The following is a 17372-nucleotide window of genomic DNA, read 5'->3' on the forward strand; positions in this document are numbered from 1 at the left end:
CGGGCGCAAGAGAACGGAGGCCCCATGCATATTCTCGTCCTGCAGCACGAACGTGTCGAACATCCCGGCGTCTTCCGCCACTTTCTCAAGGAAGACGGCCACACCTGGGAAGCCATCGAGCTTGACGAGGGCGAGGCCCTGCCCGACAACACCGAAGGTTTCGACGCGCTCTGGGTCATGGGCGGGCCTATGGACACGTGGCAGGAAGATATCCACCCTTGGCTGAAGGACGAAAAGGCCTTCATCCGCAAGGCCGTGGCCGAGGAAGGCATTCCCTATCTCGGCGTCTGTCTCGGCCATCAGCTTCTGGCCGAAGCGCTCGGCGGCACGGTGGGCCCGGCGAAGACGCCCGAGGTCGGCGTGCTCGACGTGCACCTCACGGAGGCCGGCGCCAGCGGCGTCTTCTTCGACGGGCTGCCCGAAAAATTCGACTGCCTGCAATGGCACTCGGCCGAGGTCACCGCCCTGCCCGAGGGTGCACAGGTGCTGGCCACCTCGCCGGACTGCGCCGTGCAGGCCATGAAATGGGAGACCCGCGCCTATTCCGTGCAGTTCCATGTCGAGATCGAATCCGACACCGTGCAGAACTGGAACAACATCCCCGAATACGCAGGCGCTCTCGACAAGGTGATCGGCCCCGATGCGGCGCGCGAGGTCGAGGCGACCTGCGCGGCACGGATGGAGGCCTTCAACGAGGTTGCCGAACGCATCTACATCAACTGGCTGCAGGCGACATCGCGGGCCGGCTGACGGTGTTGAGGGGGCTCTGCCCCCAACGTTGAAATCCCAAGGGATTTCAACGCCTCCCCCGGGATATTTTGACCAAGAAGAAGCCCCGGGCGGAATCAGTCTCCGCCCCAGCCTTCCGACTGCATCTCGCGCAACCGGCTGGCGGTGCGTTCGAACTCGAAGCTGCCCTCGCCCTCGACGTAAAGATATTCCGGCTCGGCCGCGGCAGAGCAGATCAGTTGCGTGCCCGCCTCGTAGAGCGCGTCGACCAGCGTCACGAAGCGCTTGGCCTCGTTGAAGTTCGAGCGTGACAGCTGGGGGATGTTTTCCAGCACCAGCACGCGCGCCGCCTCGGCGATGGCCAGGTAATCGGCCGGGCCCAGCGGCTTGGCGCAGAGGTCGTAGAAACTCGCCCGCGCCACCCCGTTGCGAAAGGCCGGGATCGTGACCTCGCGCTTGTTGACGACAAGAGTGTGGGGCGCACTGTCGCCATCCGTCAGGTCGTTCCAGACCGCCTTGATATTCTCCCGCGCCTCGGCGTTGATCGGGGTGAAATAGGTCTGTTCCCCCGCCAGCCGATCCTGCCGGTAATCGGTGGGGCCGGCCATTTCCTGCACGACCATGCGCTCCTTCACCAGGTCGATGAAAGGCAGGAAAAGCTGTCGGTTGAGCCCGTCCTTGTAAAGGTCGTCAGGCACGCGGTTCGACGTGGTCACCACCACGACGCCGGCGTCGAACAGGAACTCGAAGAGGCGCCCGACGATCATCGCATCGGTAATATCGGTGATCTGCATCTCGTCGAAGGCCAGCAGGCGGACGCTCTCGGTCACCTCCTTGGCCACGGGCGAGAGCGCATCTTCCCTGCCCTCCTTGCGGGCCGCATGCATGCCGGAATGGATCTCCTGCATGAAGGCGTGGAAATGCACCCGGCGGTTGGGCACTTCGAGCGTATCGACGAACATGTCCATCAGCATCGACTTGCCGCGCCCGACCCCGCCCCAGAGGTAAAGCCCCTTCGGCGGCTCGGGTGCCTTGCGGAACAGACCCTTCTTCCGCGGCTTGGCCAACTCGGCGCGGATGCGCTCGAACTCGGGCAGCGCCGCTTCCTGCGCCGCATCGCGGGTCAGCTTGCCCTCGTCGACAAGGCGCTCGTATCTTTCCGGCAGCGTTTCCATCCGACCCGCATAGCGCGACCGCGCGGTCATGAAAAGCACCTCCGCCACACTTCCATCACGAACCGTGATTGTGACCCGAACAATCGTTCGATTGACGCTCCCGGAGACATGGCTAGATTGCACGGGCCGCGACAGGAGCCATCATGCAGAAATCGACCCCTCTCTTCACACCCGTGCTGATTGCCGGCTGTATCATCGTGCTGATCTCCTTCGCGGTCCGGGCGTCCTTCGGCCTGTTCCAGATCCCCATCGCCGAAGAGTTCGGCTGGCTCCGGGTCGAATTCTCGATGGCGATCGCCATCCAGAACCTCGCCTGGGGCATCGGCCAGCCGATCTTCGGCGCGCTGGCCGAACGTATCGGCGACCGCAAGGCCATCACGTTGGGGGCGCTGGTCTACGCGGCGGGGCTGGTGCTTTCCTCCTTCGCCGTCACGCCCGGGGCGCTTCAGGCCTACGAGGTGCTGGTGGGCTTCGGCATCGCCGGCACCGGCTTCGGCGTGATCCTGGCCGTTGTGGGCCGGGCCAGCTCGGACGAGAACCGCTCGATGAGCCTCGCCATCGCCACCGCCGCCGGATCGGCCGGCCAGGTCGTGGGCCCGCCGGTGGCCGAGGCGCTGCTCGGCGTGATGAGCTGGCAGATGGTCTTCGTGATCTTCGCCGTCACCATGCTGTCGGTGCTCCTGATGCTGCCGCTGATGCGCGCGCCGGAGCCCGCCTCCAAGGCCGAACTGCAGGAGAGCATGGGCGCGATCCTCGGCAAGGCCTTCCGCGACCCCTCCTATACGCTGATCTTCCTGGGCTTCTTCTCCTGCGGCTACCAGCTTGGCTTCGTCACCGCCCATTTCCCTGCCTTCGTGACCGAGATGTGCGGCCCGATCGCGGCGGGCGGCGTGCTGCACGGCCTGGGCATCACCACCACCTCGGCGCTTGGCGCGATCGCGATCGCGGTGATCGGGCTGGCCAATATCGCCGGCACGCTGACAGCCGGCTGGCTGGGCAAGCGCCATTCCAAGAAGCTGCTTCTGGCCGGGGTCTATGCCGCACGAACGGTCATTGCCGCCTGGTTCATCATGGTGCCGATGACCCCAACGACCGTGCTGCTCTTCTCGGCCGGGATGGGCTCTCTGTGGCTGGCCACCGTGCCGCTGACCTCGGGCCTCATCGCGCATCTCTATGGCCTGCGCTACATGGGCACGCTCTACGGCATCGTCTTCTTCAGCCACCAGCTTGGCAGCTTCCTTGGCGTCTGGCTGGGCGGGCGGCTCTACGATGTCTACGGCGACTACACGATGGTGTGGTGGGTCGGCGTGGGCGTGGGCGCCTTCTCGGCGCTGGTCCATCTCGCGGTCAAGGAAGAGCGTATGCAGCCGGCGCTGGCCTGACACCGCCGCGTCAGAGCACCGTCTTCATCGCCGCCATCACCGCGTCGGGCTCGGTATAGGTCAGCGTATGCCCGGCACCGGGCACCACCTCCTGCCGGGCCTGCGGGTTCCACTCGGCCAGCGTGTCCTTGCAGGTGAGCGGAATGATATCGTCCACCTCGCCCCAGATCGCCAGCACCGGCGTGCCCGCCTCGGCGATCGCCCGGTGCGCCGGTTCGAGGTCCTCATCCAGGATGCCCCTGAGCGAAGACAGCACCGCCGGCGCAAACCCCTTCATCCGCGTTTCGGCAATCTGCAGGTCGACCATCCGGCTGATGGGGCTCGGCATCCCCCGCTCGGCCTCGGTCGCCCGGCGCAGCGACTTGGCGTAGAAGCCCCGCATCATCCAGCGCCCGAAGAAATCGTATTTCACCGCCATGTCCGCCACCGGCCCCAGGTCGTGACCCAGGCCTGCCGGCGCAAGCAGCACGAGCTGCCGCACACGGCCCGCCTGCTCTGCGCAGAACGCCGCCACGATGGCCCCGCCCATGGAATAGCCGATCAGGGTGATCTCGCCCGTCACCCCCTGGTCTTCCAGCAGATCGTCCAACTGCCGGATGAAGAACGCGCTGTCCTGCTCGCCTTTCGCCCGGTCGGAAAAACCCCGCCCGTAAAGGTCATAGGTCAGCACGCGATAGCCCATCTCCGCCAGCTCCTCGGCCACCGGCCCCCAGACGAACGAGGGTGTCGTCAACCCATGGACGCAAACCGCTATCGGTCCGCCCTCAGGCCCGAGCCACCGGTAATGCGTCATCCCCTGCGACAGCGTGGTGAACTGCCCCGGCGCAAGCTCCCGCCGGGCGCGGGTCATGCGGGGCCGCATCGCCTCGACGGCAAAGGGCCAGACCACCACCGCCGCAATCGCCGCAAGGATGACCCACCAGGTCATTGCGCGGCGGCCCAGGCGTCGAGAATGTACCGGCTCGTCATCAGGTCGAGATGCGCGCCGCCACCATTCTTGAACAGCGTGATCTCGTCGTCGCTCTGCCGCTTGTACTGCTCCGGCTCGTAGTAATCGGCCACGAGGTCTTCCTTCGAAATCACCCCCGCCTCGAGCGGGATCTTGATCTCGCCGATATGGCCCACCGTCGTGTCATAGCTGTCGACGAATACCCTCGCCCGCTTGAGCGCCGCGTCATCCACCTCGCGCATGTCGGGCCGGTAGGCGCCAATCAGGTCGATATGCTGACCGGGCTTGAACCACTCGCCCTTCAGCACCGGCTCGGTCGACATGGTGGCCGACGTCACGATATCCGCCTCACCAACAGCCGCTTCCAGATCATCCGCCACCTGCAACCCGGGGCATTCCTCGGCCATCGCCTCTGCATTCTTGCGGGTCCGGTTCCACACCGTGAACCGCGCCTTCGGAAAGGCCGCCGAAAACGCCTGGAACAGCGACCGCCCCACCGTGCCCGCGCCGACGATCAGGATCTTCTCGCTGTCCGGCCGTGCCAGCTTCGTCGCGGCAAACAGGCTGTCCCCGGCCGTCTTCCACTTGGTCACGAGGTGAAAGTCGACCACAGCCTCCAGGTGCCCATCCCCATCGCCGAACACGCAGACCGACCCGTTGATCATCGGCTTCCCTGCCTTCGGATTGCCCGGAAAGATCGTCGCCGACTTCACCGCCAGCCCGAGCCCGTCGATCCACGCCGACCGCGACAGAAGCGTATCGGGATCGCGGTACAGGAACGTATCCCCGATCTCGGCCTTGGGCAGCTTGTGCCCGGCCTCGAACGCCGCGCAAAGCTTCATCCAGTCGAGGTGCTTTTCCCCCTCTTCGAACGGGATCATGGTGACACTCATGCGATATCCTCCTGGGTCAGCAGCCCCTCTTCGACCAGCCGCCGGGCCAGCCCTTCGGGCGTTTCGAAACGATGTGTCTGCCAGCCACGCGCGGCGGCGGCGGCAATGTTGTCTTCCCGGTCATCGGTGAAGAACAACGTCTTCGGGTCAAGCCCGCAATCGGCCTCGACGGCCTCGTAAATCTCCGCATCGGGCTTGATCATCTTCATCTCGCCAGAGATGTAGCGGCGGTCGAACTCGGTCAGAAAGGGATACTGCGCCTCGCTCAGCGGAAAGTTCTCCTTCCCGAAATTGCTCAGTGCAAACACCGGCATGCCCTTCGCCTTCAGCGCCCGCAAAAGCTTCACCGACTCAGGTATCTCCGGCTGCGCGATCTCGGTCCATTTCCACCGGAACTTCAGCACCTCCTGCCGCCATTTCGAATGCGCCCAGGCCGTATCCTCGACCACGTCGGCAAAGACATTGCCCTGGTCGATCCGCACCATCATCCCGTGAATGTCGACCTCGTCGAACATTTCCCGGCGCTTGGCCTTGCCCAGCACCCGGTCGAAATACTTCTCCGGCTGCCACTCGATCAGCACGTTGCCGATATCGAAAATCACCGCGTTGATCATGCTCCGCTCCTATCTCCTGACCGGTCCGTCGGTCACGTGCTGGCCCTTCCGCGATTCGCGCCACACAAGGTAAAGCCCCGACCCCAGGATCAGCGTGATCCCCGCCCAGGCCACGCCATCGGGCCACGTGCCGAACACCGTCACCCCCCACATGATCGCCATCGGCATCGAGACATATTCGAACGACGCCGCAAAGGCCGCCTCGCTCAGCCGGTAGGCCTGGCTGATGAACAGCACCCCCGCGAGCCCGCTGACCCCCAGCAGGATGAACACCGGAATATCCGCCGGATCAATCGGCGCCCACGCCCGCAGCAGAAAGTTCAGATCCTCGGGCGCCGCATCGGCAAACCGGCCGTCGCCGATGCTCAGACCGATGGTCACGCTCAGGATGACGAAACTCGTCTGCGAAAAGATCGCCATGGTCGCCGCACTCTCGGTATCACCGATCCGCCGCGCAATGATGTGCATCCCGGCGTAAAGCGTCGCCGCGATCATCGGAAAGACCGAGGCCAGCTGAAACGCCGACGTCCCCGGCCGCACGATCAGCAACACCCCCACAAAGCCCACCGCGATCGCGCCCCAGCGCCGCGCGCCCACCTTCTCGCGCAGAAAGATGATCGAAAACACCGTGATCACCAGCGGCGAGACGAAGAAGATCGCCACCGCATCGGCAATCGGCAGCGCCGCCAGCCCCATGAACAAAAACGAATTGGCACAGACCACGCACAGGCCCCGCGCCACATGCGCCAGCGGCCGCCGCGTGCGAAACACCCTTAGCCCGCCAAAGAAAGGCATGACGAACACCAGGAAGACCGGAATGGCCACCATGGCCCGGAAAAACACCACCTGGTGCAGGGCATAGCCATCCGACACGAACTTGATCGCCACGTCGTTGAACGAAAAACACAACGCCGCCGTGAACGCACAAAGTGCGCCCATCAGGTTCGACCGTTCTATGGAAACCTGTGTCATCAAATCCCGTTCGCTATCCCCGGCAACAAACGGGAGCAGGCAGGGATTGTAAAGGACTAGCGCGGCGCAGGTCTCGCCGCCTGCCGCAACACCCGTTCCAGCGCATCCAGAAAGCGCGACCGGTCCGCCTTGGTGAACCCCTTGCCGCCTCCCTGCCGGAACGGATCGGCCGCCCGCAGGTCGCTCATCAGGTCGCGCGTGGCCAGCGCCGAGCCCACGTTGCGCTCGGTCAGCGCCTCGCCATTGGGCTTCAGCACCAGCGCGCCACCCTCGACACACCGTGCCGCCAGCGGAATATCCCCCGTGATCACCACGTCTCCCGCCCCGGCCCTTTCGGCAATCCACTTGTCGGCCTCGTCCGGCCCCTCGGGAACGATCACCGTCTCGACGGCCAGGTTCGCCGACGGCCTGATACCACCATTCGACACCATCTTCACGCCAACCCCGTGCCGCGTCGCGACCCGCTCCACCTCGGCCTTCACCGGGCAGGCATCGGCATCCACGTAAATCACGCCTTCTTCGCCTTCTTCTCCGGCTCGCGCTTCACCTTGTATTCCTCGGGGATAGGCATCCGGTTGAAGGCATCCAGCCCGGCGATCTTGTAGGCCTCGGCCAGCGTCGGATAGTTGAACGTGTTCTGAACGAAGTAATCCACCGTCCCCTTCAGGTTCAGCACCGCCTGCGCGATATGGATCAGCTCGGTCGCCCCCTCGCCCACGATCTGCACGCCCAGAACTCGGCGGGTCTTGAGGCTGAACAGCATCTTCAGCATCCCGTGCTCCAGCCCCATGATATGCCCCCGGCTGGTCTCGCGGAACCGGGCCACGCCAACCTCGTAGGGAATGCCCCGCTCCTGCATCTCCTCCTCCGACATCCCGCAGGTGGAAATTTCCGGCACCGAGTAGATGCCATAGGGAAACCACGGGCTTTCCGGCAGCGTCGGTGTATCCAGCGCATGGCACGCCGCGATCCGCCCCTGCTGGATCGAAGTCGACGCCAGGCTCGGATGCCCGATCACGTCACCGGCCGCATAGATATGCCCAACCGACGTCTGGTAACTCTTCCGGTCCACCTCGATCCGCCCGCGATGATCGGTCCCGATCCCCACGGCGTCGAGGTTCAGCTTCTCCGTCGCCCCCATCCGCCCGGCAGCAAAGAGCAGCATCTCGGCGCGCACATGCCGGCCATTGGCCATGCTCACCTCGACATGCTTGCCCGCATCGTCGATCTGCTCGATCGCCGAGCCCAGCCGCAGGTCGACGCCATTATCCCGGATCTGGTGGGTAAACTCCTGGATGATCCGCTTGTCGATGAAATCGAGGAACGTGTCGCGCGGCTCGATCAGCGTCACCCGCACATCCAGCGCCGAGAACATCGTCGCATATTCCACCCCGATCACCCCCGCGCCCACCACCACAAGGCTCCTTGGAATCTGCGCCAGCTCCAGGAACTCGTCACTGTCCACCACGGTCGTCCCGTTGAACGGCACGTAATCCGGCCGATAGGTCTTGGTCCCGGTCGAAATCAGGAACTTGTCACCCGTCAGCCGCGTCACCTCGCCGGCCTCCGTCGCGACCTCAACCTCGTTCGGCCCGATGAACTTCGCCATCCCGTTCAGCGTGTCGACATGGTTCCGGTTGAACTGGTGCTCCAGCACGTCGACCTCGTAGTCGAGCGTCTTGTGCAGCCGCGATTTCAGGTCCTGCGCCCCGATATCCTCCTTCACCCGGTAGGACCGGCCATAGAAGCTCCGCTCCCGCCAGCCGGAGAGGTTCAGCACCGTCTCCCGCAACGTCTTCGACGGGATCGTCCCGGTATGCACCGACACGCCGCCCAAGCGGTCGCGCCGGTCGATCACCAGCACCCGCCGCTTCAGCTTCCCCGCCTGGATCGCAGCCGACCGGCCGGCGGGGCCGGAACCGATGATGATAAGGTCGTAATGGCTCATGCAATGTCCTTCCCAAAATCGGCTGTGAATGCCTCGGGCACCCGGCCTCGAAGCCGCGCATCGACGGGCCGCGGTGCGGCGAACCAACCGATATGGCTTAGCGGTTTATACCAGCCAAGCACCTCTTCCCTCACGAGGTCATGCTCCGCCAGCAAAATCGCCGGACCGTCGGGGCGGCCCGGCGATGCGCGGCGGGCTGAAGCCCTTGATTCCGCGCAGGTCTCGCCAACCGCGACCATCCTACCCCGCATAAAGCGCCTCGGCATGGAAGCTCACGTGATCCTCCATGAAGGTCGAGACGAAGAAATAGCTGTGGTCATACCCCGGCTGCAGCCGCAAATTCGCCTGCTGCCCCCGCTCGCCAACCGCATGGGCAAAGTCATGCGTGTTCAGCAGCTTGTAGAACTGGTCCTTCGTCCCGGTATCCGTCAGGATCGGCCCGTCGAACCCGCTCTCCCGCATCAGCAGCGTCGCGTCATGCGCGGCCCAGACAGCCTCGTCATCCCCAAGATAGCCACCCAGTTGCTTCCGGCCCCAATCGCTCGCCGTCGGGTGACAGATCGGCGCAAAGGCCGAGACCGAGCGATAGCGCCCCGGCAGCCCCATCGCCAGCGTCAGCGCACCATGCCCGCCCATCGAATGCCCGGTGATCCCCTGCCGACTCGCATCGACGGCAAACTCCTTCGCCACCAGCGCCGGCAGCTCCTCACCTACGTAATCCCACATCCGGAAATGCTTCGCCCACGGGTCCTGCGTGGCGTTCACGTAGAACCCGGCGCCCTGCCCCATGTCGAACGCATCGTCATCGGCCACCCCTTCGCCACGCGGCGAAGTATCGGGAAACACCAGCGCAATGCCTTGCTCGGCAGCCCAGCCCTGCGCCCCCGCCTTGGTCATCGCGTTCTCATGCGTGCAGGTCAGCCCCGACAGGTACCAAAGCACCGGCACCGGGCCATCCTTCGCCTCTTCCGGCAGGAACAGGCCAAAGGTCATGTCGCAGTTGCAGGCGTCCGAGGCGTGCTTGTACACCCCCTGCACCCCGCCAAAACAGGCGTTCTCGGAAACGGTTTCCATGGTTCAATCCTTCCTTTCCGCGTCGCCGCGATGGACGCTCATGATCTCTTCAATTGGTTTCTTGATGGTTGCCGCCCTTGGCACCGTAGCATCCGGGGCCGCGTGGCCCACGGTCAAAATCATCACCGGCTTTTCATTTTCCGGCCGATTGAGCAAGCCGTTGAGAAATTTCATCGGGTTCGGCGTATGCGTCAGCATCGACAGCCCCGCCGCGTGCAGCGCCGCAATCAGGAACCCCGTCGCAATCCCCACGCTCTCCGGCACATAGTAGTGCTTCCGCCGGCTGCCATCCGGGTTCACGCCATAGCGCTGCGCAAACACCACGATCAGCCAGGGCGCGTCCGTCAGGTGCGGCTTGCTGGCATCCGTCCCGATCGGCTCCAGCGCCGCCAGCCACGCGTCGCCCGCCCCGCCCGCGTAGAACTGCCGCTCCTCTTCCTCGGCCGCCGCCCGGATCTTCGCCTTCATTGCCGGGTCGGCGACGGCCGCGAAATGCCAGGGCTGCTGGTTCGCCCCGCTCGGCGCGCGCCCCGCCGTCTCGATCGCTGCGGCGATCACCTCTTCCGGCACCGCTCTTGTCTCGTAATCCCGCACCGAGTGCCGCCGCCGCATCAGGGTGCGAAACGCCTCCACCGCCGCCAGCGCCTCGGCATCCCCCAGCTCCCGCCGGTGCGGCAGGGGAAGCGGCTCATATCCGGACGGTTCCTCGCTCATGCGACCGATCCTTTCAGTAAAGCTGGCCCACCCAGCCGATCACCAGCGACACCGTGACAACCGCCAGCGCCGTCGAGATCAGGATCGAGGCCGAAACCCTCTGCGGCGCGATCCGGTAATGCTCGGCCAGGATATACACGTTCCCCGCCACCGGCAGCGCCGCGGCGGCGATCATCACGGCGGCCCCGTAAGGCTCCACCGGAAACAGGATCAGCGCCGAAAACGCCACCGCCCCGGGGTGCAGCACCAGCTTGCTGAAGCTCAGCCACCCGGCGATCAGCGGCCGCTCCGCCTTCTTCGTGGCCAGCGACGCGCCAATGGCGAACAGCGCGCCGGGCGTCGCCGCGCCCCCCAGAAGCGACAGGAAATCGTTCATCACGCCGGGGATCGGCAGCTTCAGCGCCGACCAGCCCAGCCCGAGCACGATCGACACGATCATCGGGTTCTTCAACAGCCCGAGCCCCACCGTGCGGAAGGCGCCAAGCCCCACCGCCCCGTCACGCGACCCGGTCACAAGGATCACCACCAGAGAGCCGAAGACGATCAGGTCGATCGACAGCACCAGCATCACCGACCCGATCGCCGCCTCGCCCATCAGCAGCGTCAGCATCGGCACGCCCAGGAACCCGACGTTCCCGATCACCCCGCATTGCGATTCGAACGCCGCCTCCTCGATCGAGGCGCCCCGCAGGAACGCCGCCATCATCACCACCCCATAGACGAAGGCCGTGGCCCACAGGTAGGCGGCAATGAAGCGGATGTTGAACACCTCGCCGAACGACAGGTTGGCCGAGAACCGGAACAGCATGGCCGACAGCGCGAAGTAGAAGACGAACTTGGTCAGCCACGCCGTCGCCTCTTCGGTGAAGAAGCCCGTGCGCCCGGCCCCGAAGCCAAGACCGATCACGCAGAAGAACGGCAGGGTCTGTAAGAAAATTTCCAGCATCGCCGGTTTGTTAGCACGCCCCGCGGGCGGCGCAAATGGGAATGACACGGCAGCGGCGCCTTCCCCTCCCGCCACAGGCTCCCCCGGTGCAAAAAGGGGGCAGCGCATGGCCCTGCCCCCCTTACCCGGCGCCGTCGGGATGTCGCGCCGGGCCTTTCCTGCCACGGCCGCGGGCACCCCTGCCTCGGCCGCACAGGTCACTTTCACCCGAGATGGTTAACAAATCGTTGCCACCTGCCCCGCGCCCGGCCTCCCGGGGAAAAATCGCTCCGTTCGACCCGCAAAACCGCTATAGCTTGCCACAGCCGGGCAGGTGGCCCGGTGCTGAAAGGCAGACGCAATGACCGACAAGATCAAGGGCCCCGCCTCCTACTTTCCCTCCATCGAGGCCAAGTACGGGCGCCCCATCGCCGAATGGAAAGACCTGATCCGCAACCAACCCGGCAAAAAGCACATGGAACTGGTGACATGGCTGAAACAGGAGCACGGCATGGGCCACGGCCACGCCAATGCCCTCGTCGCCGACACCCTGCACGAGGATGCCGGCTGAATGGCGCGCCGCGACTACGACCCCGCCACCGCCCCGCCCGACGACCGGCCCGCCGCGAAGGCAAAAGCCTTCGACACCACGGGCCCGCGCGCATGGCGCGGCTCATTGGCCGGCGAGGCCATCGGCTCGGCCAACACCATCCTCGCCTACGCCACCGACACGGTCGGCGAAGGCCCGCGCCTGCACGTCCATCCCTATGACGAAAGCTTCGTCGTCATCATGGGCCACGCCCGCTTCTTCGTCGGCGACGAGGTGATCGAGGCCGCCGCCGGCGACGTCCTGCTCGCCCCGGCCGGACAGCCCCACAGGTTCGAGAATGCCGGCCCCGGCCGCCTCCAGACCATCGACATCCACCATTCCCCCCGCTGGATCCAGACCGACCTCGACTAGCCACCGCCGCCCAGGCTTCTTCTGGCCCGAAATATCCTCGGGGGTGAATTGCCCGGGCCCCGCCCGGGCAAGAGGGGGCAGACAGCCCCCTACCCGCTCCCGATCAGCACCCCGGCCGCGAACACCAGCGCCCCTCCCAGCACCACCTGGAATGCCGCCCGGAAGAACGGCGTCTCCATGTACCGGTTCTGGATCCACGCAATCGCCCACAGCTCCACGAACACCACGATGAAAGCGATGATCGTCGCCGTCCAGAATTCCGGGATCAGGTAGGGCAGCGCATGCCCCAGCCCGCCCACCGTGGTCATCACCCCGCTGGCGATCCCGCGCTTCAGCGGGCTGCCGCGCCCCGACAGCTCGCCATCGTCGCTGGCGGCCTCGGTGAACCCCATGGAAATCCCCGCGCCCACGCTGGCCGCCAGCCCCACAAGGAAGGTCGTCCACGTATCCTGCGTCGCAAAGGCCGTGGCAAAGATCGGCGCCAGCGTCGACACCGACCCGTCCATCAGCCCCGCCAGCCCGGGCTGCACCCATGTCAGCAGGAATTGCCGCTGCGCCGTGCGCGCCTCCGAATCCCGCGCATCGGCGTCCAGGTGCTCCTTCTCCAGCTCCCCGGCGCGGTCGTGGTGCCCCGCCTCCGCCGCCGCCAGGTCGCCCAGCAGTTTCCGCGTATCCGCATCCCGCGTATTGGCCGCCGCCTTCAGATAGAAGGCCTCCGCATCCCGCTCCATCGCCTCCGCTTCGTCGCGGATCCGATCGATCCCGAGGTTTTCCACCAGCCACACCGGCCGCCGCGCGTAATACCCCGCCACGTGCTCCCGCCGGATCAGCGGAATCACCTCGCCGAACCGCTTGCGGTGCAGGTCGATCAGCGCCTTGCGGTGCCCGTCCTCTTCCTCGGCCATCCCGTCGAACACCTTGGCGGTATCCGGGTAATCCTCCCGCAGCATCTCGGCATAAGACCGGTAGATGCGCCCGTCATCCTCTTCCGAGGAGATCGCAAGCGCGAGGATTTCCTGTTCGTTCAGGTCCGAAAAACGGCGTCGGGCAGACATACCGGGAATCATGGGCAGCCCCTCTCTTTAGAATAGTTCTAAACTATACCCCCGCCCCGCAGGATCAAGCCCCAAACCCACCGCGTTGACTTTTCCCAAAGCCTCGACAACGCTCTCCCCGAAAACCAAAAGGGGTTGAGGGCAGATGGGGCAGGAACGGTCCGGGCTGGTGGCAGGCGTTGACGTGGGCGGCACCTTCACCGACTTGCTTCAGCTCGATCAGACAACCGGCGCCGTGCGCATCGCCAAGGTGCCCAGCACCCCCGAAAACCAGGCCTTCGGCGTGATGAACGCGCTCACCGAAGCTGACTGCGAGCTCGCCGCGCTCGACCTCATCGTTCACGGCACCACGACCACCACCAACGCCGTCCTCGAGCGCAAGCTCAGCCGCACCGGGCTGATCACCACCCAGGGTTTCCGCGACGTGCTCGAGCTTGGCCGCCGCACCCGGCCCCAGGCCTACGGCATGACGGGCCAGTTCACCCCCCTCATCCCACGAGATCTCCGCCTCGAAGTGCCCGAGCGCACCGATGCCGCCGGCCAAATCGTCACCCCCCTTGACGAAGACGCCCTGCGCACGGCCGCGCAAACCCTGCTCGACGCCGGCTGCGAGGCCGTGGTCGTCCATTTCCTCCACGCCTACGCCAACCCCGCCCACGAACAGCGCGCCGGCGCCGTGCTGGCCGAGATCTGGCCGAACAGCCACATCACCCTCGGCCACGCCATCCTGCAGGAATCCCGCGAATTCGAGCGTGGCGTCACCGCCGCCGTCAACGCCAGCGTCCAGCCCATCCTCGACCGCTACCTCCGCCGCCTCACCGAAAGCCTCGCCAAGGGCGGCTACGACCGCGACGTGCTGGTGATGAACGGCAATGGCGGCATGGTCTCCTCCCGTTTCGTGGCGCAGGAAGCGGCGAAAACCGTCATGTCCGGCCCCGCCTCGGGCGTGATGGCTGCCGCCTATACCGGCCGCATCGCCGGGATGCCCGACCTGCTGACCTACGACATGGGCGGCACCTCGACCGACGTGGCGCTGGTGCGCAATGCCGAACCCGCCGTCTCGAACGAGATCGAGATCGAATACGCCATGCCCATCCACGTACCCATGGTCGACGTGCGCACCGTCGGCGCGGGCGGCGGCTCCATCGCCCGCGTGAACGCCGCCGGCCTCCTCGAAGTCGGCCCCCAAAGCGCGGGCGCCGACCCCGGCCCCATCTGCTACGGCCGCGGCGGCACAGAGCCCACCATCTCCGACGCCAATCTCCTCCTCGGCCGCCTCGACCCCGGCCGCCTCGCGGTCAAGGGCGGCGTCACCCTCCAAACCGTCGAAGAGATCTTCGCCGAACGCCTGGGCCGTCCGCTGGGCCTCACCGCCCACGAAGCCGCGCAAGCCGTCGTCCAACTCGCCAACACCACCATGGCCGGCGCCATCCGCATGGTCTCCCTCTCCCTCGGCGCCGACCCGCGCGACTTCGCCCTCTTCGCCTTTGGCGGCGCCGGCCCCCTCCATGCCGCATCGCTCGCCCGCGAACTCGGCGTCCCCCGCGTCCTCGTGCCCAGCCGCCCCGGCATCACCAACGCCATCGGCTGCGTCGTGGCCGACCTCCGCCACGATTTCGTGCAAACCATCAACACTCCCGTTGATGCCCTCGCCGACACCCAGCTCGCCGACATCTTCGCCGCCCAGAAAGCCGAGGGCGAACGCCTCATCGCCAAGGAACGGGTCGAGATCCGGGGCCTCCGCCACCTCTACAGCGTCGACATGCAATTCGTGGGCCAGACCCACCTCCTCCGCGTAGACCTCGAAACGCCGGAGATCGACAACGCCAGCCTCCGCGAGCTCTTCGAGATCGCCTATTTCCGCCGCTTCCGCGTCGAACTCTCGGAAATCCGCGCCAACGTGGTTAACGCCAACTGCTCTGTCATCGGCGCCCGCGTGCCTCTCGACCTCTCCACCCTGATCGACCCGTCGGGCCGCAAACCCACCCTTTCCGACGCGCAAACCGGCACCCGCAAAGTCCGCTTCGGCAGCGACATCCACGACACCCCCATCTACTGGCGCGACCACCTCCCCCTCGACGTCGCCCTCGACGGCCCGGCCATCATCCAGCAGATGGACACCACCCTGCTCATCGAACCCGGCGACACTGCCAAGGGCGACGAGCACGGCAACATCATCCTCCACGTGGGGGCCCCCGCATGAGCCTTGATCCCATCACCCTCTCCGTCATCCAGGCCGGCCTGCAACAGGTCTGCGACGAGATGGATCTCAGCTTCTCCCGCGCCGCCTTCTCTCCCGTCATCGCCGAGGCCAACGACCGCTCCGACGGCATCTACGACGCCACCGATGGCGCGCTCATTGCCCAAGGCGCGGGCGGGCTGCCGGTCTTCGTCGGCACCATGCAATACTCCACCCGCACCCTCATCCAGATGATCCACGAGGGCCGCGCCGGCGCCCCCGAACCGGGCGATATCTACATCGTCAACGACCCCTATCTCGGCGGCACCCACCTGATGGATGTGCGCTTCGCCCGGCCCTATTACCGCGACGGCCAGCTCTGGTGCTGGCTTTCCAACACCGGCCACTGGCCCGACACCGGCGGCGCGGTGCCCGGCGGCTTCTCCGCCTCCGCCACGGCGGTGGAACAGGAAGGCCTGCGCCTCCCGCCCGTCAAGCTCTTCAAGAAGGGCCAGATGGACGCCGAGATCTACGCCATCATCTGCTCCAACATCCGCGTCGCCGACCAGCGCATCGGCGACGTCAAGGCCCAGGCCGCCGCCCTCGACCTCGGCGCCGCCCGGCTCGACGCGCTGCTCGACCGCTACGGCGACGCCACCGTCTCGCAAGCCATCGCCGAACTCCGCAAACGCGCCGCCGCCCAGATGTGCAGCTTCATCGCCGATATCCCCGAGGGCACGCACCAATCCACCGCCTGGGTCGACAGCGACGGCGTGGTCAACGAGCCCCTCGCCATCCGCCTTGCCGTCACCCGCCAGGACAACCAGCTCACCTTCGACTTCACCGGCTCCAGCGCCCCCTGCGCCGGGCCCATGAACTCCGTCCGCGCCACGACCCTCTCCTCCGTCTACCTCGCCATGCGCCACATCTTCCCCGAGGTCCCGATCAGCGCCGGCGCCTTCGAGCCCTTCACCATCACCGGCATCGAGGGCACCTTCCTCGACGCCCAGTACCCCCGCCCCGTCTCGGGCTGTGCCGCCGAAGTCTCCCAACGCATCGCTGAAGCCGTGTTCGCCGCCCTCGTCGACGCCCTCCCCGACCGTGTCACCGCCGCCCCCGCCGGCACGTCGGGCAACTTCGCCCTCGGCGGCCACGACCCCGCCAAGGGCCGCGATTTCGTCATGTACCAGCTTTCGGGCGGCGGCTATGGCGGCTATGCGGGCGGCGACGGCATCACCAACGGCTGCTCCACCATCGGTATCTCCAAGGCCCCACCGGTGGAAATCATGGAACAGGCCTTCCCCGTCCTCTACCACCGCTACGCCCTGCGCGAAGGCTCCGGCGGGGCGGGGCAGATGCGCGGCGGCTTCGGCCTCGATTACGAGCTCGAACTCCGCCGCGGCCATGCCAAGGCCAGCTTCGTCATGGATCACGGCCGCTTCGGCCCCCAAGGCGTGCTCGGCGGCGCCGACGGCGCCCCCAACGAGGTCACCGTCTGGCGCGACGGCACGGCTTACGTCCCCGAACACCTCTCCAAGGAACAGGACATCCCCCTCGCCCCCGGCGACCGCGTCCGCGTGAAAACCCCCGGCGGCGGCGGATACGGCGATCCGCTCACCCGAGACCCCGCCCTCGTGGCAACGGACGTTGCGCTCGGCCGCTACACACCCAGCGAAGCCGAAACCCTCTTCGGCGTCATCCTCACCGACACCGGCGAGGTCGATACCGCCGCAACCACCTCGAAACGCAGCACATAATCCGCGCAACGCACGGTGCCCTCAACCTCCGTTAATGCACCGCAC

17 protein-coding genes are annotated in these 17372 nt (G+C 66.2%); 6 read left to right on the forward strand and 11 right to left on the reverse strand.

What is annotated here, in order from left to right:
* Positions 1-24 precede the first annotated feature (24 nt).
* A complete protein-coding gene (locus RIdsm_RS23205; RefSeq protein ID WP_057813055.1) occupies positions 25-750 on the forward strand; it encodes a type 1 glutamine amidotransferase in 726 nt (241 codons plus the stop codon).
* Positions 751-845: 95 nt separating this feature from the next.
* Here the strand turns inward: RIdsm_RS23205 and zapE are convergent, their stop codons facing one another.
* Positions 846-1904, reverse strand: a complete 1059-nt coding sequence (gene zapE, locus RIdsm_RS23210; protein WP_057813309.1) for a cell division protein ZapE — start codon at positions 1902-1904, stop codon at positions 846-848.
* Positions 1905-2047: 143 nt separating this feature from the next.
* Between zapE and RIdsm_RS23215 the strand changes: the two genes are divergently transcribed.
* Positions 2048-3286, forward strand: a complete 1239-nt coding sequence (locus RIdsm_RS23215) for an MFS transporter (RefSeq protein WP_057813053.1) — start codon at positions 2048-2050, stop codon at positions 3284-3286.
* Between the two features lie 10 nt (positions 3287-3296).
* Here the strand turns inward: RIdsm_RS23215 and RIdsm_RS23220 are convergent, their stop codons facing one another.
* From RIdsm_RS23220 to RIdsm_RS23260, 9 genes are all read right to left on the reverse strand, one after another.
* On the reverse strand, positions 3297-4214 hold the full coding sequence (locus tag RIdsm_RS23220; protein WP_057813051.1) for an alpha/beta fold hydrolase: 918 nt from the start codon (positions 4212-4214) through the stop codon (positions 3297-3299).
* The gene (locus tag RIdsm_RS23225) at positions 4211-5128 is read right to left on the reverse strand and encodes an ornithine cyclodeaminase family protein (RefSeq protein ID WP_057813049.1); all 918 of its coding nucleotides are present in this window, start codon (positions 5126-5128) and stop codon (positions 4211-4213) included. Before RIdsm_RS23225 ends, RIdsm_RS23220 begins: the two co-directional genes overlap by 4 nt.
* Positions 5125-5742, reverse strand: coding sequence for an HAD family hydrolase (locus tag RIdsm_RS23230; protein WP_057813047.1), 618 nt, complete (start codon positions 5740-5742; stop codon positions 5125-5127). The genes RIdsm_RS23225 and RIdsm_RS23230 overlap by 4 nt, the downstream gene beginning before the upstream one ends.
* Before the next feature lie 9 nt (positions 5743-5751).
* Positions 5752-6714 carry a DMT family transporter gene (locus tag RIdsm_RS23235; RefSeq protein ID WP_177228391.1) on the reverse strand — a complete coding sequence of 321 codons (963 nt, stop codon included), beginning with the start codon at positions 6712-6714 and terminating at the stop codon, positions 5752-5754.
* Between the two features lie 56 nt (positions 6715-6770).
* Positions 6771-7226 (reverse strand): YaiI/YqxD family protein, encoded by a 456-nt coding sequence (locus RIdsm_RS23240; RefSeq protein ID WP_057813043.1) that lies wholly within the window; start codon positions 7224-7226, stop codon positions 6771-6773.
* Positions 7223-8662 carry a Si-specific NAD(P)(+) transhydrogenase gene (gene sthA / locus RIdsm_RS23245; protein WP_057813041.1) on the reverse strand — a complete coding sequence of 480 codons (1440 nt, stop codon included), beginning with the start codon at positions 8660-8662 and terminating at the stop codon, positions 7223-7225. The genes RIdsm_RS23240 and sthA overlap by 4 nt, the downstream gene beginning before the upstream one ends.
* A gap of 240 nt (positions 8663-8902) precedes the next feature.
* Positions 8903-9736, reverse strand: coding sequence for an S-formylglutathione hydrolase (fghA, locus tag RIdsm_RS23250; RefSeq protein ID WP_057813037.1), 834 nt, complete (start codon positions 9734-9736; stop codon positions 8903-8905).
* Positions 9737-9739: 3 nt separating this feature from the next.
* A complete protein-coding gene (locus RIdsm_RS23255) occupies positions 9740-10450 on the reverse strand; it encodes a nitroreductase family protein (protein ID WP_057813035.1) in 711 nt (236 codons plus the stop codon).
* 13 nt (positions 10451-10463) lie between these two features.
* Complete coding sequence (locus RIdsm_RS23260) at positions 10464-11396, reverse strand: AEC family transporter (RefSeq protein ID WP_057813033.1); 933 nt, start codon at positions 11394-11396, stop codon at positions 10464-10466.
* A gap of 340 nt (positions 11397-11736) precedes the next feature.
* On the opposite strand from RIdsm_RS23260, the gene RIdsm_RS23265 reads away from it, so the two are divergent.
* Together RIdsm_RS23265 and RIdsm_RS23270 are read left to right on the forward strand one after the other, a co-directional pair.
* Positions 11737-11946, forward strand: coding sequence for a DUF4287 domain-containing protein (locus tag RIdsm_RS23265; RefSeq protein WP_057813031.1), 210 nt, complete (start codon positions 11737-11739; stop codon positions 11944-11946).
* Positions 11947-12336, forward strand: a complete 390-nt coding sequence (locus tag RIdsm_RS23270) for a cupin domain-containing protein (protein WP_057813029.1) — start codon at positions 11947-11949, stop codon at positions 12334-12336.
* An 89-nt stretch (positions 12337-12425) separates the two neighbouring features.
* Here the strand turns inward: RIdsm_RS23270 and mbfA are convergent, their stop codons facing one another.
* Positions 12426-13403 (reverse strand): iron exporter MbfA, encoded by a 978-nt coding sequence (gene mbfA / locus RIdsm_RS23275; RefSeq protein WP_057813027.1) that lies wholly within the window; start codon positions 13401-13403, stop codon positions 12426-12428.
* Between the two features lie 133 nt (positions 13404-13536).
* Between mbfA and RIdsm_RS23280 the strand changes: the two genes are divergently transcribed.
* Complete coding sequence (locus RIdsm_RS23280; RefSeq protein WP_057813025.1) at positions 13537-15594, forward strand: hydantoinase/oxoprolinase family protein; 2058 nt, start codon at positions 13537-13539, stop codon at positions 15592-15594.
* The gene (locus RIdsm_RS23285; protein ID WP_057813023.1) at positions 15591-17327 is read left to right on the forward strand and encodes a hydantoinase B/oxoprolinase family protein; all 1737 of its coding nucleotides are present in this window, start codon (positions 15591-15593) and stop codon (positions 17325-17327) included. The genes RIdsm_RS23280 and RIdsm_RS23285 overlap by 4 nt, the downstream gene beginning before the upstream one ends.
* Positions 17328-17372: the final 45 nt, after the last annotated feature.

Source organism: Roseovarius indicus (assembly GCF_008728195.1).
GTDB classification, from domain to species: Bacteria; Pseudomonadota; Alphaproteobacteria; order Rhodobacterales; family Rhodobacteraceae; genus Roseovarius; species Roseovarius indicus.

Coding starts and splice junctions, on each gene's coding strand:
- RIdsm_RS23205 (WP_057813055.1), top strand. CDS start 25: ATGCATATTCTCGTCCTGCAGCACGAACGTGTCGAACATCCCGGCGTC.
- zapE (WP_057813309.1), bottom strand. CDS start 1,904: ATGGAAACGCTGCCGGAAAGATACGAGCGCCTTGTCGACGAGGGCAAG.
- RIdsm_RS23215 (WP_057813053.1), top strand. CDS start 2,048: ATGCAGAAATCGACCCCTCTCTTCACACCCGTGCTGATTGCCGGCTGT.
- RIdsm_RS23220 (WP_057813051.1), bottom strand. CDS start 4,214: ATGACCTGGTGGGTCATCCTTGCGGCGATTGCGGCGGTGGTGGTCTGG.
- RIdsm_RS23225 (WP_057813049.1), bottom strand. CDS start 5,128: ATGAGTGTCACCATGATCCCGTTCGAAGAGGGGGAAAAGCACCTCGAC.
- RIdsm_RS23230 (WP_057813047.1), bottom strand. CDS start 5,742: ATGATCAACGCGGTGATTTTCGATATCGGCAACGTGCTGATCGAGTGG.
- RIdsm_RS23235 (WP_177228391.1), bottom strand. CDS start 6,714: ATGACACAGGTTTCCATAGAACGGTCGAACCTGATGGGCGCACTTTGT.
- sthA (WP_057813041.1), bottom strand. CDS start 8,662: ATGAGCCATTACGACCTTATCATCATCGGTTCCGGCCCCGCCGGCCGG.
- fghA (WP_057813037.1), bottom strand. CDS start 9,736: ATGGAAACCGTTTCCGAGAACGCCTGTTTTGGCGGGGTGCAGGGGGTG.
- RIdsm_RS23255 (WP_057813035.1), bottom strand. CDS start 10,450: ATGAGCGAGGAACCGTCCGGATATGAGCCGCTTCCCCTGCCGCACCGG.
- RIdsm_RS23260 (WP_057813033.1), bottom strand. CDS start 11,396: ATGCTGGAAATTTTCTTACAGACCCTGCCGTTCTTCTGCGTGATCGGT.
- RIdsm_RS23265 (WP_057813031.1), top strand. CDS start 11,737: ATGACCGACAAGATCAAGGGCCCCGCCTCCTACTTTCCCTCCATCGAG.
- RIdsm_RS23270 (WP_057813029.1), top strand. CDS start 11,947: ATGGCGCGCCGCGACTACGACCCCGCCACCGCCCCGCCCGACGACCGG.
- mbfA (WP_057813027.1), bottom strand. CDS start 13,403: ATGATTCCCGGTATGTCTGCCCGACGCCGTTTTTCGGACCTGAACGAA.
- RIdsm_RS23280 (WP_057813025.1), top strand. CDS start 13,537: ATGGGGCAGGAACGGTCCGGGCTGGTGGCAGGCGTTGACGTGGGCGGC.
- RIdsm_RS23285 (WP_057813023.1), top strand. CDS start 15,591: ATGAGCCTTGATCCCATCACCCTCTCCGTCATCCAGGCCGGCCTGCAA.